Raw genomic sequence first — 22,909 nt, 5'->3', positions numbered from 1 at the left:
TCACCTTAATATATGCGGTGTACGCATCAGTCAAGCTGAAAAATCAATTTGATTCATGTTGCGTCGCGGAATAAGATGGCCGCCATCCCACTCAGTTAGCCGTTGTCGACGCGCCATGTCAGTCAAATCAATCACTTCCGAGCCTGTACGCCGCGAGCACAGTCCTTTTGCCATGGTCGCCGCGGTCACGCTGCTTACGGGCCTCGGCGCCGGCCTCGGCGGCATGCTGCTCGCGCTGTTGCTGCACGGCATCCAGCATCTTGCATACGGCTACAGCGTGACGCATGTGATCAGCGCGGAGAGTTTTCTGCAAGGCGTCAGCGCTGCCGCGCCCGAACGCCGCCTGCTGGTGCTGACCGTTTGCGGCCTGGTCGCCGGGTTCGGCTGGTGGGCGCTGTATCGGTTCGGCCGGCCGCTCGTGAGCATTCGCCAGGCCGTCAAGTCCGACGATCCGCAAATGCCCGTCATGAGCACGACGATTCATGCGGTGCTGCAGATCGTCACCGTGGCGCTCGGCTCGCCGCTCGGCCGCGAAGTCGCGCCGCGCGAAATCGGCTCGGCGTTGGCCGGCTGGCTCTCGCGCCGGGCGGGCCTGTCGGTCGCGCAGAGCCGGATCATGGTGGCGTGCGGCGCGGGCGCCGGTTTGGCCGCTGTCTACAACGTGCCGCTCGGCGGCGCGGTGTTCGTGCTCGAAGTGTTGCTGGGCACGTTCGGCTGGCCCGCTTTGGTGCCGGCGATCGTGACCTCGTCGGTGGCCGCGCTGGTTGCGCGACTGGGATTGGGCAACGAGCATCAGTATCTGGTTGCGTCGATGACGCTGAGCCCCGCGCTCGTGGTCTGGTCCGTGGTGTGCGGTCCGATTTTCGGCGTGGCGGCGTGGAGCTTCGCGGAACTGATGAAACGCTCGCGCGCGCCCGCGCCGAAGAACTGGCGCCTGCCGGTGTTGTCGCTGCTGAACTTCGCGACGATCGGCGTGCTTGCGATGCATTTCCCGCAGTTGCTCGGCAATGGCAAGGGACCTGCGGGGCTAGCGTTCGACGGCGGCCTGACCATCAGTCTCGCCGCGATGCTGCTGGTGCTGAAAGTGGTGATCACCGCGAGCAGTTTGCGCGCGGGCGCCGAAGGCGGGCTGCTCACGCCGGGACTCGCGAATGGCGCGTTGCTGTCGATCGTGCTCGGCGGATTGTGGAGCCTCGCGTGGCCGGGGGCGTCGCTGGGCGCATTCGCCGTGGTCGGCGCAACGGCGTTTCTCGCCGCCTCCATGCAGATGCCGATCACGGCCGTGGTGCTCATGTTCGAATTCACCCGCGTGAGCCAGGACTTTCTGATTCCCGTGTTGTTTGCCGTGGGCGGCGCGCTGCTGGGCTTCCGTGCGTGCGCAAAGTGGGCGCCTGCGCTGCAGTCGAGCTTCGGGTTTGGCTGGAACGGGGCGAGCAAGGCGCGATAAGGCGTGGTCGCCTGAACGGTGACGCGGACACTGAAAAACGAAAGGATGACGAAAGAAAATCCGGCGTGCGCCTTGAAGTGAAATACGCTTATAAGAACGACAGCAGGAGCGTTACGTTCTCGATGCTCGCGGCACCGCGCGCTTCCTGGCGCCGAGTCCGACGGCCGGCGAATCGCGAATGCACAGTTTCAGCAGAATAATGTGCACCTTCTGATATGCTTTTTTCCGTGCTCCGGCGCGTGAATTCGGCGTCGGTACCGACGGCAGGCGGTATCCACTCAAGAGGGTTGCGATCATCATGACCAGTCAGTCGAATTCCCGGGGCGTGATCGGCGTCATCACGTTGCTCTTCACCGTGCTCACCGCGCTTTATTTGTTGATCGGTGGCGCATGGCTTCTTTCGGTGGGCGGCTCCGCCTACTATCTCATCACCGGCATCGTGCTGTTGGGCGTGGCCTGGCTTCTGTGGCGGCGCAGTCCCGCCGCGCTCGTGCTCTATGCGCTGGTGCTGATCGGCACGGCGATCTGGGCTTTGATGGAGTCCGGTCCCGACTTCTGGGCGCTCGCGCCGCGCTCCGGTGTGCTCGTCATCTTCGGCGTGTGGCTGCTGCTGCTCGTGAGTTGGCGGCTCGTCGGCGAGCGCAAGCTGGGTGTGGTGTCACTCGCCGTCGCGCTCGTGGCATGGGCGGGCGTGCTGGTGTATGCGAGCTTCAACGATCCGCAGCAGGTCAACGGCACACTGAGCGCTTCCGCGCCCGCGAGCGGCGCGAGCGCCGGCAGCGGGATCGACCCCGCCGATTGGCCCGCCTATGGACGCAACCAGGAAGGCACTCGCTACTCGCCACTACAGCAGATCACGCCTGAGAATGTGAAGAATCTCCAGGTGGCCTGGACCTTCCGCACGGGCGACATGAAAGGGCCCAACGATCCTGTCGAAATCACCAACGAAGTCACGCCGATCAAGATCGGCGATCTGCTTTACCTGTGCTCGCCGCACCAGATTCTGTTCGCGCTCGACGCGAAGACGGGCACGCTCAAATGGAAGTTCGATCCGAGACTGAAGTCCGATCCGTCGTTCCAGCACGTGACTTGCCGTGGCGTGTCGTATGTCGATCTGTCGGCCAGTGCGACGGCGGCCGCACCCGCAGCGGCGCTGGCGAGCGATGCGAGTGCAGCCGCCGCGTCGCCGACGAGCGATGCGACCGCAGCCGCTGCCGCGGCAACGAGCGATGCCGCCACAACCGCAGCGGCGCCCGCAAGCGACGCTGCAACTGCTGCCGCGCCCGCGAGCGATACAGCCACCGCAACCGCAACCGCAACCGCCGCAACCGCCGCCGCCGCGCCAGCGAGCGACACCACAGCCGCCTGTACACGCCGCATCTACCTCCCGGTCAACGACGGCCACCTCTACGCCCTCGACGCGCTGACAGGCCAGCGTTGCGAGGGCTTCGCCAACCACGGCGACCTCGATCTCCAACACGCCCAGCCGGTCACGACAGCGGGCATGTACGAACCCACCTCGCCATCGATCATCACCAGCAAGGTGATCATCGTGGCGGGCTCGGTCGAGGACAACTTCTCGAACCGTGAGCCGTCGGGTGTCATCCGCGGCTTCGACGTGCGCACGGGCGAATTGCTCTGGGCGTTCGACCCGGGCGCGAAGGACCCGAATCACATTCCGGGCGCGGGCGAGCACTACACGTGGAACTCGCCCAACTCGTGGGCGCCCGCCGCCTACGACGCGAAACTCGACATCGTCTATCTGCCGATGGGTGTCACGACGCCGGATATCTGGGGCGGCGACCGCACGCCGGAGCAGGAGCGTTACGCGAGCGGCCTGCTCGCGCTCAACGCCTCGACCGGCAAGCTCGCCTGGTTTTACCAGACCGCGCACCACGACCTGTGGGACATGGACCAGCCGTCGCAACCCACGCTCGCCGACATCACCGGCAAGGATGGCCAGAGCGTGCCGGTCGTCTACGCGCCGGCCAAGACCGGCAATCTGTTCGTGCTCGACCGCCGCACGGGTGTGCCCGTCGTGCCGGCGCCCGAAACGCCCGTGCCGCAAGGCGCCGCTCCCGGCGACCATGTGGCGCCGACGCAGCCGTTCTCGCAGCTCACGTACCGCCCGTCGAAGATGCTGACCGACGCCGACATGTGGGGCGCGACGATGTACGACCAGCTCGTGTGCCGTGTGATGTTCCACAAGCTGCGGTATGAAGGCACGTTCACGCCGCCGTCGCTGCAGGGCACGCTCGTGTTCCCGGGCAACCTCGGCATGTTCGAGTGGGGCGGCATCGCCGTCGACACCGACCGCCAGATCGCCGTCGCGAACCCGATCGCGCTGCCATTCGTCTCGCGTCTGATTCCGCGCGGCCCCGGCAATCCGTTGGAGCCGGTGCCCGGCGCCAAGGGCAGCGGCACGGAGTCTGGCATTCAGCCGCAATACGGCGTGCCGTACGGCGTGGTGATCAACGCGTTCCTCTCGCCGTTCGGCTTGCCGTGCAAGCAGCCGGCATGGGGCTACATCTCCGCGATCGATCTCAAGACCAATGAGATCGTGTGGAAGAAGCGCATCGGCACGGTGCGCGACAGTTCGCCGATTCCACTGCCGTTCAGGATGGGCATGCCGATGCTGGGCGGTCCGATCGTCACCGCGGGCGGCGTCGCGTTTATCGGCGCGACGGCGGACAACTACATCCGCGGGTTCGACGTGAACAACGGCAAGCAGGTCTGGGAGTCCCGCCTGCCGGCAGGCGGACAAGCCACGCCGATGAGTTATTCGATCAACGGCCGTCAGTACGTCGTGATCGCGGCGGGCGGGCATGGCTCGTTCGGCACGAAGCTCGGCGACTATGTGATTGCCTACGCGTTGCCGCAGCAGTAGGCGGCACGCGCTGCCGCGGTTGTTCCAATTCGGCGGGCCGATGGTTCCAGCCTCATGCAGCGGCATGCCGCGCGTGCCGTTTCTCTTGCGATCAGCTTTCTTGTGTCGTGCCGGCGGCTGTCCAATAAATGGGACGTCGGTTCAGGCAATAGCCGGAAAGGCGGGAAGCGCGGACAATAATTTCTAAATAGAATTCGCAGCATTACAGCAAGCTTCCAGCGTGGAACGGAGCAAGCGCTTTGCACTAGCTCCGGTCGACCGCATTCTGCATGGGACCGGAGCCAGTGCCAAAGCACTCACTCCGATCGACAGTGGAGTCCGCCGTGGATCTCACCGGATATGAGTTGGAGCCGCTGCACGACGACGGCGACTTCTCCCTCTATCGCGCCCGCAGACCCCGCCATGCCGTCTCGGTGCTCGCGCTGGTCGCCACGCGCCCGGCCTCGCAGAGCCTGACCCGGCTCGAGCACGAATACGGATTAGCCCCGCTGCTCGATTCCAGCTGGGCAGCTCAGCCGCTCGCGCTGTACCGCCGCAGGGAGCCGCCCATGCTCGTTCTCGACGACGACGGCGGCGAGCCGCTCTATCGCTCACTGGGCCGTCCGCTGGAGCTCACGCGCTGGTTGCGCATCGCCGTCAATCTGGCGCGGGTAATCGGCCACGTTCACCGCTGCGGGCTCGTTCACAAAGACATCAAGCCGGCGAATGTGCTCGTCGACGGAAGCGGCAACGTGCGGCTCACCGGCTTCGGCATCGCCTCGCAACTACCGCATGAACATCAGCCGCCCGCGCCGCCGGAGATCGTGGCCGGGACCTTCGCGTACATGGCGCCCGAGCAGACGGGCCGCATGAACCGCTCGATCGACACGCGCAGCGATCTCTACTCGCTTGGCGTCACCCTGTACGAGATGCTCACCGGCGCGCTGCCGTTCACCGCATCGGACGCGATGGAATGGATTCATTGCCACATTGCGCGCAGGCCGACGCCGCCAGGCGAGCGCGTCGACGGTCTGCCGAAGCCGGTCGAGGGGATCGTGCTGAAGCTCCTCGCCAAGGCGGCCGAGGACCGTTACCAGACCGCGGCAGGTGTCGAAGCCGACTTGCGGTCGTGCCTCGCGGCATGGGAGGCGCACCATCGCATCGAAGCGTTCCCGCTAGGTGCGCACGACGCGTCCGACCGCTTGCTGGTGCCCGAAAAACTATACGGACGCGAGGCGCAGATCGAAGCGCTCGTGAGCGCGTTCGATCGTGTCGTGGGCAGCGGGGCGGTCGAACTGGTGCTGATCTCGGGTTATCCGGGTATCGGCAAGTCGTCGGTCGTCAACGAGTTGCACCGGGTGCTGGTGCCGCCGCGCGGCCTGTTCGCGTCCGGCAAGTTCGACCAGTACAAGCGCGGCATTCCTTATGTGCCATTTGCTCAAGCGTTCCAGACGCTCGTGCGCAACCTGCTGAGCCAGAGCGACGCGGAGGTCGAGCCGTGGCGGCACGCGCTGATGGAGGCGCTTGGGCCCAACGCACAGTTGATGGTGAATCTGATTCCCGAGCTCGCGCTGATCATCGGCGAGCAGCCGCCCGCGCCCTTACTGCCGCCGCAGGATGCGCAAAACCGCTTCCAGATCGTATTTCGTCGTTTTCTCGGCGTGTTCGCGCGACCCGAGCATCCGCTCGCGCTGTTTATCGACGACCTGCAATGGGTCGATACGGCGACGCTCGACCTGCTCGCGCATCTGGTCACGCATCCGGACGTGAAGCACGTTCTGCTGGTCGGCGCGTATCGGGACAACGAGGTGGATGCGTCGCATCCGTTTGCACGCACGTTGGAGTCGATCAGCCACGCCGAAGGCAAGGTGCAGCGGATAGAACTCGCGCCGCTCACAGCGGAGAACGTCACGCAACTCGTCGCTGATTCGCTTCACTGCGACAGCGGGAGCGCCGGCACGCTCGCGCAACTGGTGCACGAGAAAACCGGCGGCAATCCATTCTTCGCGATCCAGTTTCTGACCGCACTCGCCGATGAAGACCTGCTCACCTTCGATCAGCGCGCCGCGGCGTGGTGCTGGGATTTGCGGCGCATCCGTTCGAAGGGTTTTACCGAGAACGTCGCCGATCTGATGGCGGCGAAGCTGAGCCGCCTGCCTGCGCAGACGCGCGATGCATTGGGGCAACTGGCGTGCCTCGGCAACATCGCCGAAGTGATCGCACTGACGTGGGTTCAGGGCGGATCCGAAGAGACGATGCACGCGAACCTTTGGGAAGCCGTCAGAACGGGGCTCGTCTTTCGCGTGGCCAACGCTTATGAATTCGCACACGACCGCGTGCAGGAGGCCGCTTATGCGCTGATTCCCGCCGACGAGCGCGCCGCCGCGCATCTGCGGATCGGTCGGGCGCTGGTGTCGCGGACCCCGCCGGACGCGCTGGAAGATGCCATCTTCGATATCGTCAATCATCTCAACCGCGGCGCAGCGCTGATCGCGACGGAGCCGGAGCGCGAGCAGGCCGTTGCGTTGAATCTCGTCGCTGGGCGGCGCGCGATGAATTCGACGGCCTATGCGGCCGCGCGCAGCTATCTGTCCCAGGGCGCGGCGCTGCTGTCGCCCGATGCATGGACGGAGCGCTACGACAGCACCTTCGATCTCTATCTCGCGTTTTCGGAGTGCGAATATCTGGTCGGCGATTTTGCGAAGGCCGACGCGCTGGTCGACATGATGCTCGCGAGGGCGCGCTCCAATCTCGATCGTGCGAAGGTTTTCAGTCTGCGCATCGAGTTGTATCAGCTCGCCGGAAGATATGACGAGAGCTTCGCGGTCGCGCTGGCTGCGCTGCGCGATTTCGACATCCTCTTTCCTGAGACCGATCAGGACATCCAGGCGGCCCTCGACCACGCATTGCGGGACGTTCACGTCAATCAGGCCCGGCGTTGCGTCGACGAACTCGTCGACGCGCCGGTGGCGACGGATCCCGCGATCGGTGCAATCGTCAATCTTCTGCTTCAGGCGATGAACTGCGCGTTCGCCGCGCGGCCCGCGTTCTATCCGCTCATCACCCTCAAGGCGGTGAACCTCTCCTTGCAGCACGGCAATACGGAGAACTCCAGTTTTGCTTACGGCAATTACGCGTTGATGCTGGTGTCCCTGATCGGCGATATCTCCACCGCCGTGCAATTTTCAGAGATGTCGCTCAAGCTCAACGAGAAGTTCGGCAATCGGCGCCTGAATGGCAAGCTGCTGCACCTGTACGGCGCGCACGTCAATTTCTGGCGCTGCCACATTGCAAACAATCTGCCGGTGCTCGAACGGGCCACCGCTGCGTGCCTGGAAGCGGGCGACCTGGTTTTTGCAGGCAACGTCGCCTTCAACGCGGTTTGGCAGACGATCGAGAAAGGCGCTGCACTCGAAGACGTGCAGACGCTCGCCGAGAAATACGCGGCGCTCGCGCGCGAGAGTCACAACGACGCGGTGTACGAGTTGATCCGCGTCGAGCGGCAATTCGTCATCAGTCTTCGTGGCAAGACGACCGAACCGTTGAACCTGAACGACGAGACATTCGACGAAGCGGCCTGCTTCGAGGCCATCGTCAAATCGAATTTCGGCTGCGCGATCGGCGTTTATCGCATCATCAAGGTCGTGCTTGCGTTCCTCGATGGCCGCTATTCAGAAGCGTTGGAGGCGGCTGACCGGGTGGACGCGGTCCTCAGTTCTGTCATGGCACTGGCGATCGAACCGACCTATCACTTCTTTCATGCGCTCATCTTGACGGCGCTTTATCCGCAGGTGTCCGGGGAACAGCAGCAAGCCTGCAAGCACATTCTCGCAGCGAAACTCAGAAAGCTCGAAATGTGGGCCGAGCACTGCCCGGAGAACTATCAGAATCGCTATGCGCTTGTCTGTGCGGAACTCGCGCGTCTGGAGGGCCGCGATCTCGACGCCATGCGCCTCTATGAACAGGCTGTCCACTCCGCTCACGAGAATGGCTTTCCACACCACGAAGGCATCGCCAACGAACTCGCCGGTCGCTTCTATTTAAGTCGCAGTCTCAGAACGAGCGCCGATGCGTATCTGCACAACGCGCGTCATTGCTTCGCCTTGTGGGGCGCGGACGGCAAAGTCGCGCAACTCGACGCGGAGTTTCCCCGCCTTGCCAATCAGGACGGAAGCAATGCGACGTCGACGCTCAGCTTCGATTGGCGGCAGTTCGACGCCGCGACGCTGCTCAAGGCGTCGCAAGCCCTTTCCAGCGAGATCGAACTGGATGGCCTGATCGAGCGCCTGATGACGATAGCGCTGCAAATCTCAGGCGCCGATCGCGGCCTCTTAGTTGTGCCGCAGCAGCCGGACGGATACCGGATCGAAGCAGAAGCGCGCATCAATGGACATGGGATTGCGTTGAACCGGGAGCCGCTTGCCCATCTCGCCGTTCCTGCCGGCATTTTGCGTTATGTGATCCATACGCAAAAGAGCGTCATCATCGACGATGCATTGACACCCAATATGTTCTCGCAAGACGGCTACGTGGCAAGTGGCGCGACGCGCTCCCTGTTCTGCCTGCCGCTGGTCAGACAGGGCACGCTCAGCGGCCTTTTGTATCTCGAGAACACGGCTACGTCGCATGTTTTTACGGCGCGCCGTTCCTCGCTGCTCGACTTGCTGGCGTCACAGGCGGCCATTTCGCTTGAGAACACCCGTCTTTATGCCGATCTTCAGGAGCGCGAGGCAAAGGTTCGGCGGCTGGTGGACTCCAACATCATCGGGATCCACATCTGGGACTTCGAAGGCAACGTGGTCGAAGCGAACGACGCTTTTCTGCGCATCGTGGGTTACAGCAGAGACGATCTCGTCTCAGCGCGTATTCGCTGGCCCGATCTGACTCCGCCCGAGTGGCGTGAACTCGACGAACGGGTGAGGGTGGAATTGACGACCATGGGAAGCGCCAAACCGTTCGAGAAAGAGTACATCCGTAAGGATGGCAGCCGCGTGCCTGTGCTGGTTGGCGCGGCGGCGTTCGGCGACCGCGAGGGGCAGGGCGTCGCTTTCATACTCGAGCTGACCGACCAGAAGCGGGCGCAACAGGACGTGCGCGACAGCGAACGGCGATATGTCGGACTCCAGATGGAGTTGGCGCACTCCAATCGCGTGGCGACGATGGGCCAGCTGTCGGCGTCGATTGCCCACGAAGTGAAGCAACCCATTACCGCAACGGTCGCCTATGCCAGCGCGGCCTTGCGCTGGCTGGCGGCGCGCCCGCCCAATCTGGACGAAGTGCGCGAGGCGCTCAACCGCATCGTCGCGGATGGTGGCCGCGCTAATAACATCGTCGACCGCACCCGCGCTTTCTTTAAAAAGGAGCCACAGCGAAAAGACGGCCTCGACATCAACGAAACGATTATCGAATTGATCGCGTTCATGCGAAGCGAAGCCAGCAAGCACGGTGTCGAGTTGATCGCGAAGCTGGCTGATGGATTGCCGCAGATCCATGGCGATCGGGTGCAACTGCAGCAAGTCATGCTGAATCTGATGATCAACGCTCTTGAAGCGATGAGCGCCAAGGAAGTGCGAGAGCGAACGCTTTTGATCCGGTCCGGCAGGTCCGGTATCGACGAACTCTGCATTAGCGTGGAGGATTCCGGACCGGGTCTCGACGCCGAACATCTGGAAGGCGTATTCGAGGCATTTTTTACGACCAAACCCAACGGACTGGGGATGGGGCTGCCGATCTGCCGCTCGATTGTGGAAAGTCACGGCGGACAGCTATGGGTGACGTCGAACTCTGCGGGGGGCGCCACGTTCCAGTTCACGTTGCCTGCGCAAGGCGACGTAGCGCATATGTAGCGCATACGTCGCGCATCCGGCGGCTGGTTCAGACAGTCGCGACGCGCACGCCGACGCACAGATGGATTTTCTGCCAGCTCACTTTCGCAATATCTCGCCGATCCGCGCGAGTAGCCGCGCATCATCCACTGGCTTTGAGAAGAAACCAGCGGCTCCACCAGTTTCCGCTCGTTCAAGAAGCTCTTGCGTCGCGTAGGCGGTAATGAAAATTACAGGAACCGGCCGCTTCCATAGGTTGATCGATTCCAGCAGCGCGAAACCGTCCATACCCGGCATGTGAATATCCGCGACAACAAGCTTCAATGCCGAGCGGCGCGTATCACCTAAGAGATGGTTGGCGGACTCATAAACAATCACCTTCCAGTTTGCCGAACGAAGCAAACTGGACGTCGCCATCCGGACGAATTCGTCGTCGTCCACCACCCCAATAACCGCAGGAGAGCGCTTTGTTCTCATCTCGAGTCCGCAGGGCATCGAAAGGATTCGGAAAGGCTGAATCCTTTAGGCAAATTACAGGCCCGGGGAACAAGCGACAATAAGACCTTAGAATGATTTTAGTGACAGTTCGTATTAGCCGGGGATCGATCCCGGCCGGGAAAGGCGGATAGCGCGCAGCGACTCCAAAAATTGCAATCCGACGCCTCAGTGCAGAGGCAGCACCTGCTGTAACTTCCTGACGACATCAGGCACCGAGCGCGCCTGCAGCTTGTGCATCGCTTGCGCGCGATGGATCTTAACCGTCACTTCGCTCAGACACAGGAGGTCGGCGATCTGCTTGTTCAACAGTCCGTCGGCGACCAGCCTGATGACTTCCCGCTCGCGCGCCGTGAGCGAATCGTAGGTTTGACGGATACCCGCCACGATCCTCTCCTGGCGTTTCAATTCGCCATCTCTTTTGAGTGCCGCGGCGATCGTATCGATCAGATCCTGATCCTTGAACGGCTTGGTCATGAAATCGAAAGCGCCCGCCTTCATTGCCTTGACGGACATCTCGATGTCACCATGCCCGGTCAGAAATATGACCGGGAAGCGAACACTTTCCTTGAAGGGATCCTGCTGCAACGTCAGGCCGCTCGTGCCTCGCAGACGAACATCGAGAATGAGACAGCTCGGCACGTCCGGCATGTCCGTGGCGAGAAACTCGTCGGCCGATTCGAAAGCGCGCACGTGAATTCCAACCGACATGAGCAGAGAGGTCAGGGCGCCTCGAATGGACTCGTCGTCGTCGACCACATAAACAAGCGAGTCCGGCAATGATTCACTTCCCGTCCCAACGTTGTCATGTTTCATCGCTCGATCTTTGAAAAGTTCGTTACGCTAAGCTGACGCCGACACTTTTCGTATAGTAAGCAATGCTCGCGCTTATCGCTACCTGTTGCGCATGGTCTTCCTTCGTTTCATTGTTTCGTTACGCGGTAGCCCGAGCGAAGATCAGGCAAGAAAGTTTATTCTCCTGATGAATGGAGTGATCCGTATGACGGAAGCATCCGTTCGCTTTCGCGGATTGAATCACTGCAGGCAGACACGACTCAAATCTACTGTCCGCCGATAAACGTTTTTGTTGAGCCACGGAACGAAGGTGTATTCGTCGTAGGCGTGAGTGCCGACAAAAATCCAGTTGTGCAATACGCGAAACATAACCACCTCCTCAAATAAGCGCGTCGACGCGCAAGCGCATTTCTTTCGAATACGCTATTGCCCGCGAGACTGCTTTTCCCGCGACGACGCGACGGCGAATGCGATTACGCACGCGGCCTTACTGAAGCATTCGATCGAAGAAAAGATTGCTATCGGGAAAGAATGGATGAATTCCATCGGAAGTGCGGGTGCGATGGCCAACACGCTCGCACCGCAGAGAAAGGCAAAAATTCCGCGAGCGAAGCGTGCTTTGGCAACCGCAGCGAGACCCGTGCCGACCACAACGAGCTTCGACACGAGCAGGGCAAGCAATCCGGCGCGGATGTCGGTCCCGCCTAACTCTAGTGGCGCTTCAATCAGAGACCACCCGCAGACGACGAGCACAAGTGTTTTGAGTACCCGCTCGGAGAGCGCATTCACTGTCGTGGCTTCGGTGTGCATCTCGCGCGGTGCAGATGGGAGCGCATCGCCATGCAGGCTGATCACCGGATTTGCTGCTTCCCTTGCATTCACGACTCGCCCTCCAGGTGATGGCGCGCGAGACGGCCGCACTCGCCATGAGATCAAGGTACATGGCCGAGCCGCTGAAAACCATTGTACGAACGGGTGGCGGTGCCACTGAAAAAGCGTGTGGAACTCATACGGCCGTATATGCAATGGGAGAGAAATCCGGGCTCCGTCATATCGATACGGGCAGACCGCTCGCGCCACACCTGCACGCAGCTATCGATGAACAGGAAGACCTTGGTTACACGGTGTAAAGAGTGAATTGAGGCTAGCGTGGTTCGTGGCATCGCGATTCGGTTCTATGATCCTTCCACCCGACGCCGCCCGGTGGCGTATCCCATGTCCTTCACGATCGGCACAACGGGCCGGTGCAACAGTGGAAATCTAACGGAATTAGCGATGAAACTCATATTTGTAGGCGATCCAATGTGCTCCTGGTGTTACGGTTTCCACAAGGAGATGACAACCCTCGTAGAGGCGATGCCCAACGTTGAAGTACAGGTAGTGCTCGGTGGCCTGGCCGCGGGTTCCACACAGCTTCTGGACGACGCGGGCAAGCAGTTTAGACTGACGCACTGGGCGCGCGTCGAGCAACTGAGCGGCGCGCAATTCAATCGTGACGCGTTGCTTGCGAGGAAGAATTTTGTCTATGACACTGAACCGGTCTGCCGCGCGGTGGTGACGGCACGTCTGCTCAAGCCGGCGGCTAATCTGCTGGCGGTCTTCGGCGCGTTCCAGCGAGCATTCTATGTCGATGGACTTGATACTACGGACGGCAAGGTTCTCGCGGGCATCGGCGTGTCGGCCTTGAAGGCGCACGGGTTCGACGTCGACGCCGAGGCGTTTCTCGCCGTCTGGTCCTCGGACGAAGCGATACAGGCCGCTCGCACGGATTTCGCGCTGACCCGCCGGTTGGGTGTGTCGGGCTTCCCATCGTTGTTTGTCGAGCAGAACGGAAAGATCGGGCAGCTCAGTTCGGGCTACGCTACGGCGGCCGGCGTTCAACAGACGCTCATGCGCCTCGCTGCATAAGCGAAGCCACTGGGCACAGATCTAGGCACGTCGCGCAAGAATGCAGTTATTCCGATCGACGGGCGCGGACTTGCGGTGCAGGTTTATGTAGGGAAGGAATCGGGCCGGCGCCAGAAGTGTTGCCGAGGAAAAAGCCCTTTTCCTGAGCGCATATTTTATCCACACCTCAATGGCCATATCATGGCTTCGAAGCAAATTCGCAGACGCATCGATAGGTGACAAAGGGCTTGGATGTTTGAACCATCGGCCGTCTGTTCGGGGCGCTTAACGTGTTGTTATCGGTGTGGCGTCCGGTTCAGCGAGAGTGAAACGTCAGGTTTCGATTCATGAGGAGCGCGGCCATGCTCGTTAGCCGAGTCGACCCGTGGGGTCAGACGATACGACTGTTGTCATCGGGATTTCGATGCCCCGAGGCGGACGCTGACACAAGACCTGTGCCAAAACGCGGGACATCCTATCGTTTCGAAGCGATGCTGGGTACTGGTCACATACCTCATCTGAAAGTAAGTCTGATTGAGCGGACCACCGCCCTCACCGTGACCATCGCGTGGCGGGACCCGACCAGCTGCTTCTACGGCGCTCAAGTCTGGCGGGTCGCGAACGCCAAGGTGTCAGGGACATGCGTGTTGAGCGGGCAACGGATCAGGCGCGGGGACCGCATATTTCATCCGCAGCGCTCGAAGCCCGCGCCGGTCAATGCGCGCGCGATGATCCTCGAATCGGCCCTCAACGCGATCGAACCATTGCAGTCCAGCCCGATCTAGACGTTTCCCCATTCGCTAGCGTATTTCCTTCCTGTATTCGCGCCCCTGCTAAAAGCCGCAGCGTCTCGCCATTACATGATGCGCCGCAATAGCCGCGTGCTGAGACCACACGAGAGTTGCCGAAAGAGCATACAGGCCGGATAGGCGCGCGCATCCAAACGTATTAGTCGAGCACGCGAGCGCACGATGCGTTACACCATATCGAACGATGGTGCCACGCAGCGTTCGCGCTTACCCTTCATTCGTTTCCCGGCTGTTTGAATTGTCTCGCCAGCGACGATTCGCGGCGCCTGAATACTCTGCTCTACATCTCTACATTGACCAGTGAGGTGCGAGATGGACCAGCTTTACATGTTGCGTGCGTTCGTTGCTGCCGCACGGTATCAAAGCTTCAGCAAGGCTGCCGAATCGCTGAACGTGACCACGGGCTCGGTATCGAAAGCGATCGCCAAGCTCGAAGGGTGCATCCAGACGAGGGTCCTGCTCAGGACGACAAGGTCTGTTTCCTTGACTGAAGCAGCGCAACCCTATTATCAGAGTTGCTGCCGTTTGCTCGAAGAACTCGACGAAGCGAATCGCCGCATTACGCGCTCGCGTGAAGTCGACAGTGGAAAGTTGCGGCTGATCGTGCATCCGATGCTGATGAGTGAAACCTTCTCGCGGCTCGTGCGGGGGTATCACGCCATTGCCCCCAATGTGAATCTGATCGTCTCCGTTCAGGAGGGCGCCGCCAACCTGTACGACGGCCGCTTCGACATGGCGATTCTGCCACCGCATCTTGTCGAGCAGTCCGCCGTGATTCGCCGCACGTTGTCGAAGTCACAGCGTATCTTCGTTGCAGCGCCTGCTTATCTTGAACAGTACGGTGTTCCTCTAACCGCCGCCGAGTTGAACCATCACTTTCTTCTGCTGGACACGGATTCGCGGAAAAAAGGCGTGGACGTCGTCGATCTGCTAGAAGGCGAAACACGAGTGAGCGTGTCGCCCATGTCGTCGATGGACGGCAACGAAATTCTGCTCAGGGCAGCAGCAGTCATGGGGACCGGTATTGCCGCATTGCCGGAGACGATGGTGCGTGAGGATATCGAAGCCGGGCGACTTACGCCTATCTTGCCGCTGTGCACGACATTCGACAGCAAGGTCGAAATCTGTCTCTTCTACTCGCACCGGGAACTGCTTCCTGCGAGGCTCAGAACATTCGTCGATTATTGCATCCAGTTTTTTAGATCGTCGGCTCGATACGACGTCAAGGATGCGGCGACTGTTTTGCCGTTGAACGACTATCGGGAAGAGTACAGCTGGCGGCCGGCTGAGGCTCGATATGCGCGGCCTTCACGGTTCGAATCGGTGGGCAGGTGACCCAGGCATCGACGGAGTGAGTGTTTACTCGGCGTTGACCGAACTGGCGCGTGGGATCGCGCCAATGAGCGTTGTTTGAGGCGCGACGATTGGCAGGATGCCCCCCTCGATCCTGGTCGACAAACCGGCCGCCGGCTAAAGGATAGCGACGGCCTTTCGATCGTGTGCGACGGCGACTGCCGTCGCACGGTCGTGCTCAGTGACCAGCACTCTGACCGCCATCGACGTGCAGGATTTCGCCAGTGACGAACGGGGCGGAATCCAGATACAGGATCGCATTCACGACATCGCTCATTTCGCCCATATGACCCATCGGATGCAGCGCGCCGAGCGCCGCGTGCGTTTGCTCCGGGTGCATTGGCGACTTGATGATGCCCGGCGCGACCGCGTTGGCGCGAATGCCGCGTTTGGCGTATTCGATCGCGAGGGAGCGGGTTGCCGCGTTCAGGCCGCCCTTGGTAAGCGCGGCGAGCACCGCAGGCACACCGTCGATCGCGTAGTCGGCCAGCGTGGTACTGATGCTCACAACATGGCCGCTGGAATGCTTCTCCATTTCAGCAATGGCGAGCTGCGTGATGTAGAAAAAGCCGTTCAGGTTCACTCCCGTGATCGATGCATAGTCTTCGGCGGTATAGAGAGTAAAGGGTTTGGCGACGAAGATACCGGCGTTGTTGACCAGCGTGTCGATCCGGCCAAAGCGAGCCACGGCTTCGCTGATCACGCGGCGGGCGGTGTCGGGGTCGGCAATGTCGCCGGCCACGGTCAGGACGTTGGGATCCTCGGAGGGCTTGATGCTGCGTGCGGTGGCTGCCACGCAATAGTCGAGCTTGCGGAACGCCTTGACGACTTCTGCGCCGATGCCTTGCGAGGCGCCGGTAACGACAACGACCTTTTGTGACGTACTCATGGAGAACCTCCGAATCGATTGAATGGACGCTGTTGTTGATCGGGTCCACGGCTCCGATAAGAGGCTAATTTAGGCGCTTTGGCACCGGGTTCGAATACCCTTCGGCGACAAACAGACTTGCGTGCGTGGAACAAGTCAGGTGCGACGCACGCGGCAGGTTCTTCGGCGATGTCGCGCGGAAGAACATGTCGCTACAAAGAATGCATTGACGCTCCTGTACTCGTGAGAATTGTTCACTATTGATTTTCCTCCTTGAAGCTTTTTGAAAGGGGAGCTTTACTGGAGACTTCTCGCGTGTTCATCCTGCCTCCAGGTAAGCCATCAGATACAACAATCCGGTCGGGCCGAAATAGGAGTCGGGCATTCCAGATCAGATTGACGAGTCGCGGGATAGAACGTACCAGTCACTCTTGAATCACCGAAACACGAGGAGCTTGACATGAGCAATGCACAAACACCCAACGAAGCCAGAACGGCTGCAGGTACAGCGCAGACCGTCGACATGAAGCTAGAGATAGTTGTCATCCCGGTTTCCGACGTCGATCGCGCCAAGCAGTTCTACGCCAGGTTAGGTTGGCGGCTCGACGTCGATATCGCGAAAGATGATTCGTTTCGGGTTGTCCATTTCACGCCTCCGGGATCGCAATGCTCGATCCTTTTCGGCAAGGGCGTCACGACGCAAGAGCCGGGATCGGTGCAGGGACTTCATCTCATCGTGTCCGATATAACCAGGGCGCACGCTGAGCTTGCCGAGCGCGGCATCGACGTGAGCGAAGTTTTTCATGATGCCCGCGGCCTTTTCCATCGTGCGGGTAAGGAGGGACACGTGAGCGGCCCACAACCGGCGCGCAACAGCTATGGTTCGTTCGCTTCGTTCAGCGATCCTGACGGCAACGGCTGGGTCTTCCAGGAGGTGACCACCCGACTGCCCGGAAGAGTGGACGCGCACGCCACGACATTCACTTCGGCAGTGGAACTCGCAGGGGCGCTGCGACGCGCCGCGGCCGCGCACGGCGAATATGAAAAACTCTCAGGACAGCATGACGAAAACTGGCCGGACTGGTATGCCAGCCATATCGTTGCAGAGCAAGCCGGCACGCAGCCGCCGAAATGAACCCCGCGGCTGATCGCCTGGCCAGCTATGAGCGGTTGGACTTACTTGTCCGGTTGATTGACCTGGCCGGTGTACCGGTCGAGATGAATTTCCACGTCAGGCATTTTCTGCAGTCCGAGTTCCATCAGCCTTTTGATGTCCCGCTGTGCCGCTGGGCGTTGTACGGAGGTAATGAAGGCGTCCCACTGTGGCCCGACTTCGCTATCGGAAGGGAGAGTGGCAACGTTGACGAAGTGCTTGATCTCCCCGATGGTTTGCTTGTCGAAGGATGCAATGCGGCGAGCGAGGGTATCGACAAACCCGTCCAGTTCGGCATCCGGAAAAGAGCGGTTGACATAACCGTAGCGTTCGGCAAGCTCGCCGTTGATGTCGTTGCCGCTCAGCAGAATTTCCAGTGCGCGGCCTCGTCCCATCAGACGGGGAAGGCGGGACATCGGTCCGCCTCCGGGAACGAATCCGGCGCCCACTTCGAATTGGGAGAGCACGGCTTTTTCACGGCTGGCGAAGCGCATGTCGGACGCAAGGGACAACTCGCTGCCAACACCCGTAGCCCGGCCCCGGATCGACACGATCGACACCACGGAGGAGCGGCTCAGGCGAGTGAGCATATCGGGTAGCGGCGCCATGCCTGTCGGGCCGGGCGGCATGCGCGTCGTCACTTCGAGGGGCGGTACGAAGTCGTAGTGAGTGAGGAAAAAACCGGGTACTGCGCTATCGAACACCACGACCTTCAGTTCGGGATCGTTTTCTATCTGGGTGATCACGCTGTTCAACTGCGGTATGGATTCCGGACCAAAAATATTGAAGGGCGGATGGTCGATGGTGACGCGCCAGTATGCCGGCGTCACGTGCTCGATCCTGAACTCCTGCTTCGCGCCGGCTTCCGGTTGCGCACTTTGAGCCACCGGCAGTTGGGTCAGTTTCATGTTGGATTCCTTTTTGATGATGAGGAAATTCGCGGAAGAAAGAATGCACGTGACATCCGGTACTCAGGACTTAGTGTAGGCATCCGTTCGGCAGATACCAATGAGCATGACTGCACCGGTCAATCAAGAATTGGCGAATATATTGAGCGATGCGAAGTAATATGGAATTGTTCAATCCATACGGCGATGGCCGGAAAAGTCGAACGCACGGATTTGTTCGCGACCGACACAACTGTTGTTCTAAGCCGGCCGTTTACCCGGAGGGCTTGCTTCCACACAATCGCTACAACTACTGCGAACTGCGGTTTGCGGTCGGTCGAAGCGATAACGATGTGAGGCTTGCGAACTGGATGCCTCTACAGGCGGCTCAATTGGACAATCGCGAAGGCGCTTGCCCGGAATATTGCGGTACTGCCGCACTCGTCGCTCCGCCTCATTGGACTCTTTGCCAAACAGGAGCTTGTATGGCTGACAATATTCTTCCCCAGACCCCATCGCGCCGCCGGTTTATCGGCGTGGCAGCGGCGGCCGCTGTTGCGGGCTCGTTGAGTCGGCTCGCTTTCGCGGAGACGAATCAAACTATCACGGAAGTCACCAAGTCGAGTGGCGGCGACAAGACCGCTATTCGTCCACTTCATGTGCACGCACCGGAATCGCAACTCATCGAATTGAAGAGGCGTGTCAAGGCGACCCGGTGGCCTGACCGCGAGACGGTGACCGATGCGTCACAAGGCGTGCAGCTCGCGACGATGCAGAAGCTCGCTCGTTATTGGGCGAACGGCTATGACTGGCGCAAAGTCGAAGCGAGGCTGAACGCGTTACCGCAATTCGTCACCGAGATCGATGGGGTGGACATTCATTTCATCCACGTTCGTTCGAAAGATGCCAATGCGTTGCCGGTCATCGTTACGCACGGGTGGCCCGGTTCGATCATCGAGCAGTTGAAGATCATCGGCCCGCTGACCGATCCGGCCGCCCATGGCGGGACGGCGTCGGACGCATTCGACGTGGTGATTCCATCGCTCCCGGGATACGGGTTCTCAGGCAAACCGACGGTGACCGGCTGGGATCCTGTTCGCATCGCACGCGCCTGGGTCGTACTGATGAAGCGGCTCGGCTACACGCGATATGTGGCGCAAGGCGGTGATTGGGGGAATGCCGTCACGGAGCAGATGGCTCTGCTGGCACCGCCGGAACTGCTCGGCATTCACACCAACATGCCGGCAACCGTGCCGGACGACATTGCACAGGCGCTGAAGCTCGGAGAGCCGGCGCCAGCAGGCCTCTCGCCCGATGAGAAGCACGCGTTCGATCAGCTCGACTATTTCTACAAGCACGGCCTTGGCTACGCATTGGAAATGGCGAACCGCCCGCAGACGTTATACGGCATTGAGGATTCACCTGTCGGCCTCGCCGCGTGGATGCTCGACCACGACTCAGCCAGCCAGGCGCTTATCGCACGCGTGTTCGACGGTCAGTCCGAGGGGCTTGCGCGAGACGACGTTCTCGACAACGTGACGCTCTATTGGCTCACGAGCACGGCGATTTCGTCGGGCCGGTTGTATTGGGAGAACAAGCTCAACTTCTTTGCTCCGAAGCACGTCGCCATCCCGGTTGCCGTCAGCGTCTTTCCAGATGAAATCTACGCTGCCCCGCAGAGCTGGACAGTGAAGGCGTATCCGAAGCTGATTCACTACAATCGCCTCCCCAAAGGCGGACATTTTGCGGCCTGGGAACAGCCGCAAGTTTTCTCGGAAGAAGTTCGCGTGAGCTTCCGGTCGCTGCGGTGAACGCAAAGATATAGGGCGGGCGTAAAGGCGCCTGTTCGCTGACCTTCTGTGCGAGGGAGGTCAGCGACAGGAACATGGGCCTCATACACGCATCTCGTCGCACGCGGCAGAACACGGGTTCAACGAGAACTGTCCTGCCTGGCATACGTTGACTCCCATCCACCACCGAGCACCTTGCAGAGCGTGATGAGGTTCGCGTCAGCGTCGGCCTTGCTCTGTTCGAGTTTGCTCTGCGCATCGAGCAGCTGTTTCTGCACGTTCAGCACATCGAGGAAATCCACCGCGCCCGCCTTGTACCGTTGCTGAGCAATCGACAGCGCGCGCTGGTTCAGACTCACGACAGTTTTCAACCGATCGCGCCGCCGCTGTTCAGCGTCGTAGACGACCAGCGCGTCGTCCACTTCACGCCATGCCTGAAGCACGGTGTGCTGGTAGACAATCGCCGCTTCCTGCTGCTGCGCCTCGCGCAGATGAAGCGTGCCTTTGAGGCGTCCGCCTTCGAATATCGGCAGCGTGATCGACGGTCCCACGACGAACTGGCCGGACGCCCAGTCGGCGAGATTCGACAGTTGCAGGCTCTGGAACCCGGCGCTGCCGTTCAGCGAGATGCGCGGATAGAAGTCGGCCTTGGCCATGCCAATCGTCGCGGTGGCCGCATGCAGCTGGGCCTCGGCTTTCCGGATGTCGGGCCGCCGCTGCACCAGTTCCGACGGAACACCGATCGGCACCTGATCGGGCAGCGCCGGCACATCGTGCGGCTCGGCAAGCATCTGCTGCAACGCGCCCGGTTCTTTCGCCAGCAGCACGCCGATCGCATTGATCGTGGTCGTGTTGCGCGATTCGAGCGTCGGGATCAGGCTTTCGATCGACTCCGCCTGCGCCATCGCGTTGGCCACGTCCAGGTCCGTCGTAACGCCTTCATGCACCCGGTTTTGCGTGAGCTTCGTGGCGTCGTGAGCGATGTCGAGATTCTGCTTCGCGATCTGCAGCAGGGCCTGCGTGTCGCGCAACTGGATGTAGTCGCGCGCGAGTTCAGCGCGGGCGGACAGCAGGATCGCGTTGCGGTCCTCGTACGACGCATCGGAGAGCGCCGACGCGGCCTCGACACCGCGTCGCACGCGACCCCAGAAGTCGAGTTCCCATGACGCGTCGAAGCCGAACTGGTACAGATCGTAAGCGGGCGAGCCTTTGGCGCCCGGCAACGGCGCGACACCGAGCGGCGCGCTGCCCGAGGCCGACTGCGTCTGACTTCCCGTCGGCGTGACGCCAAGCAGCGAGAGGATGCCGTTCGGACTGCCGCGCTCGCGGTCGTAGGAGGCGGCGCCGTTGAGCGTCGGATATTCTTCGGCGCCGGCAATGCGCTGTTGCGCCCGGCTTTGCCGCAGACGCGCCGACGCGGCCGCCACATCGAGATTCGCATCGGTCATCTGCTGTTCCAGCGAGTCCAGTATCGGATCGTTGAACAGCGTCCACCATTGCGGTGTGAATCCGGATTCGACGGCCTTGCTTGCGGCCTGCGCGGTCTGGGTGCGGTTGAACACGTCGGGCGTGGCCGTCTGCGGAGGTTCGAAGTTCGGACCCACCAGGCAGCCCGTGAGCATTGAGCACAGCAGCAGCGCGAGCGCCGGTGTGCGCAGGGAGAGGTTGCGCGCGTTCATTTCGCGTCCGCTCCCGCGACCCGCATGTCGGCGCGCTTCCCGACGGCGACCTCCGTTTCGACCGACAACCCGACGCTCAATGCAGCCGCCGCCTCCTGTCCATGATCGATAGTGATCCTGACCGGCACGCGCTGGACGATCTTGGTGAAGTTGCCCGTTGCGTTGTCGGGTGCGATAGGCGCGAAGCTCACGCCTGTGGCAGGCGCAAGACTATCGACATGGCCGCGGATCACCACGCCCGGAAAACTGTCGACCTTGATACGCACCGTGTCGCCGGGGCGCATCCGGGCAAGCTGGTTCTCCTGGAAGTTGGCGACGATATAGGCGTCCGACAGCGGGACGATCGCGAGCAGCGGCGCACCGGTCGTCACGAATGCGCCTACGCGTGCCGAACGCCGTCCGACCTTGCCGTCGATGGGCGCGTGGATCTCCGTATACGACAGGTTGAGTTTCGCCTGCTCAAAGGCCGCTTCGGCATGCGCCAGCGCGCCGCCTGCCTTGTCGCGCTGCGTCTTCAGAACATCGAGGTTCTGCACGGTCGCCACCAGCGCGGCGCGGTTGCGCGCCTGCTGCGCGAGTTCCTCGGCCAGCGCGCTCGCAGCGTGCTGCTGCTCCTGTGTGGTTCCCGCACCGGTCTCCGAAAGATTGCGGTAGCGCGCAGCGTTCGCACGCGCAAACTCGAGCGTCGCATCATCGGCGCGCAACGTCGCACGCGCCTGATCGACGAGTGCGGGCTGCCGCGCGATCTCGGCCTCGTAGTTTGCAACCGATGCTCTGGCTGCCGCCACGTCCGCTTCGGCACTCATCAACGCGGCACGAAAGTCGCGGTCATCGATACGAACCAGTAGCTGTCCCGCCTTGACCTGCTGGTTGTCTTCGACGAGCACTCCGGACACCTGACCCGCGACACGCGGCGCGACCAGCGTGAAATCGGCCGTCACATAGGCATCGTTCGTGGTCTCGCTGGTCGAGCCGGCAAACAGCCAGATACAGGCCAGTACAGCGACGCCGAGTATCACCGCATACGCAGCAAGACGGATCGTTCTGGGAGAAAG

At 61.3% G+C, this 22,909-nt stretch carries 15 protein-coding genes; 8 read left to right on the top strand and 7 right to left on the bottom strand.

The annotated features are described in order from the left end of the window. The first annotated feature begins 115 nt into the window (after positions 1–115). The 3 genes from ACFSNN_RS19560 to ACFSNN_RS19550 all read left to right on the top strand — a co-directional run bounded on the left by ACFSNN_RS19560 (position 116) and on the right by ACFSNN_RS19550 (position 10,159). Positions 116–1,447, top strand: a complete 1,332-nt coding sequence (locus ACFSNN_RS19560) for a chloride channel protein (RefSeq protein ID WP_134456349.1) — start codon at positions 116–118, stop codon at positions 1,445–1,447. A gap of 298 nt (positions 1,448–1,745) precedes the next feature. Next, entirely contained in the window at positions 1,746–4,334 is a 2,589-nt protein-coding gene (locus ACFSNN_RS19555; RefSeq protein WP_134456348.1) for a glucose/quinate/shikimate family membrane-bound PQQ-dependent dehydrogenase, read from the top strand. Between the two features lie 323 nt (positions 4,335–4,657). After that, complete coding sequence (locus ACFSNN_RS19550; protein ID WP_134456347.1) at positions 4,658–10,159, top strand: trifunctional serine/threonine-protein kinase/ATP-binding protein/sensor histidine kinase; 5,502 nt, start codon at positions 4,658–4,660, stop codon at positions 10,157–10,159. A 78-nt stretch (positions 10,160–10,237) separates the two neighbouring features. Here ACFSNN_RS19550 and ACFSNN_RS19545 read toward each other — a convergent pair whose 3' ends face one another. From ACFSNN_RS19545 to ACFSNN_RS19535, 3 genes are all read right to left on the bottom strand, one after another. Next, positions 10,238–10,615: a response regulator transcription factor gene (locus ACFSNN_RS19545; protein WP_166799228.1), complete on the bottom strand. Its 378-nt coding sequence runs from the start codon at positions 10,613–10,615 to the stop codon at positions 10,238–10,240. 186 nt (positions 10,616–10,801) lie between these two features. After that, positions 10,802–11,449 (bottom strand): response regulator transcription factor, encoded by a 648-nt coding sequence (locus ACFSNN_RS19540; RefSeq protein ID WP_134456345.1) that lies wholly within the window; start codon positions 11,447–11,449, stop codon positions 10,802–10,804. Between the two features lie 402 nt (positions 11,450–11,851). Then, entirely contained in the window at positions 11,852–12,310 is a 459-nt protein-coding gene (locus ACFSNN_RS19535; protein WP_134456344.1) for a hypothetical protein, read from the bottom strand. A gap of 333 nt (positions 12,311–12,643) precedes the next feature. Here ACFSNN_RS19535 and ACFSNN_RS19530 point away from each other — a divergent pair, with 333 nt between their 5' ends. The 3 genes from ACFSNN_RS19530 to ACFSNN_RS19520 all read left to right on the top strand — a co-directional run bounded on the left by ACFSNN_RS19530 (position 12,644) and on the right by ACFSNN_RS19520 (position 15,459). Next, complete coding sequence (locus tag ACFSNN_RS19530; protein ID WP_377690363.1) at positions 12,644–13,336, top strand: DsbA family protein; 693 nt, start codon at positions 12,644–12,646, stop codon at positions 13,334–13,336. A gap of 326 nt (positions 13,337–13,662) precedes the next feature. Next, positions 13,663–14,100 (top strand): DUF3331 domain-containing protein, encoded by a 438-nt coding sequence (locus ACFSNN_RS19525; RefSeq protein WP_134456343.1) that lies wholly within the window; start codon positions 13,663–13,665, stop codon positions 14,098–14,100. A 336-nt stretch (positions 14,101–14,436) separates the two neighbouring features. Further along, the gene (locus ACFSNN_RS19520) at positions 14,437–15,459 is read left to right on the top strand and encodes a LysR family transcriptional regulator (RefSeq protein ID WP_134456342.1); all 1,023 of its coding nucleotides are present in this window, start codon (positions 14,437–14,439) and stop codon (positions 15,457–15,459) included. 196 nt (positions 15,460–15,655) lie between these two features. Here the strand turns inward: ACFSNN_RS19520 and ACFSNN_RS19515 are convergent, their stop codons facing one another. Beyond that, a complete protein-coding gene (locus ACFSNN_RS19515) occupies positions 15,656–16,366 on the bottom strand; it encodes an SDR family NAD(P)-dependent oxidoreductase (protein ID WP_134456341.1) in 711 nt (236 codons plus the stop codon). Between the two features lie 439 nt (positions 16,367–16,805). Here ACFSNN_RS19515 and ACFSNN_RS19510 point away from each other — a divergent pair, with 439 nt between their 5' ends. Continuing rightward, a complete protein-coding gene (locus ACFSNN_RS19510) occupies positions 16,806–17,480 on the top strand; it encodes a VOC family protein (protein WP_134456340.1) in 675 nt (224 codons plus the stop codon). A 41-nt stretch (positions 17,481–17,521) separates the two neighbouring features. On the opposite strand, the gene ACFSNN_RS19505 is transcribed toward ACFSNN_RS19510, so the two are convergent. Then, on the bottom strand, positions 17,522–18,406 hold the full coding sequence (locus ACFSNN_RS19505) for an enoyl-CoA hydratase/isomerase family protein (RefSeq protein WP_134456339.1): 885 nt from the start codon (positions 18,404–18,406) through the stop codon (positions 17,522–17,524). Positions 18,407–18,870: 464 nt separating this feature from the next. Here ACFSNN_RS19505 and ACFSNN_RS19500 point away from each other — a divergent pair, with 464 nt between their 5' ends. Beyond that, a complete protein-coding gene (locus tag ACFSNN_RS19500; RefSeq protein ID WP_134458892.1) occupies positions 18,871–20,196 on the top strand; it encodes an epoxide hydrolase family protein in 1,326 nt (441 codons plus the stop codon). A gap of 119 nt (positions 20,197–20,315) precedes the next feature. On the opposite strand, the gene ACFSNN_RS19495 is transcribed toward ACFSNN_RS19500, so the two are convergent. Both ACFSNN_RS19495 and ACFSNN_RS19490 read right to left on the bottom strand, forming a co-directional pair. After that, positions 20,316–21,854 carry an efflux transporter outer membrane subunit gene (locus ACFSNN_RS19495; protein WP_134456338.1) on the bottom strand — a complete coding sequence of 513 codons (1,539 nt, stop codon included), beginning with the start codon at positions 21,852–21,854 and terminating at the stop codon, positions 20,316–20,318. Beyond that, positions 21,851–22,909: HlyD family secretion protein (locus tag ACFSNN_RS19490; protein ID WP_377779186.1), on the bottom strand; the 1,059-nt coding region annotated here is incomplete at its 5' end. The genes ACFSNN_RS19490 and ACFSNN_RS19495, both read right to left, overlap by 4 nt.

The organism is Paraburkholderia dipogonis (assembly GCF_042680985.1).
Taxonomy (GTDB): Bacteria; Pseudomonadota; Gammaproteobacteria; order Burkholderiales; family Burkholderiaceae; genus Paraburkholderia; species Paraburkholderia phytofirmans.
The sequence above is the reverse complement of the archived record's forward strand: the minus strand, read 5'-3'. Positions and strand labels throughout refer to the sequence as shown.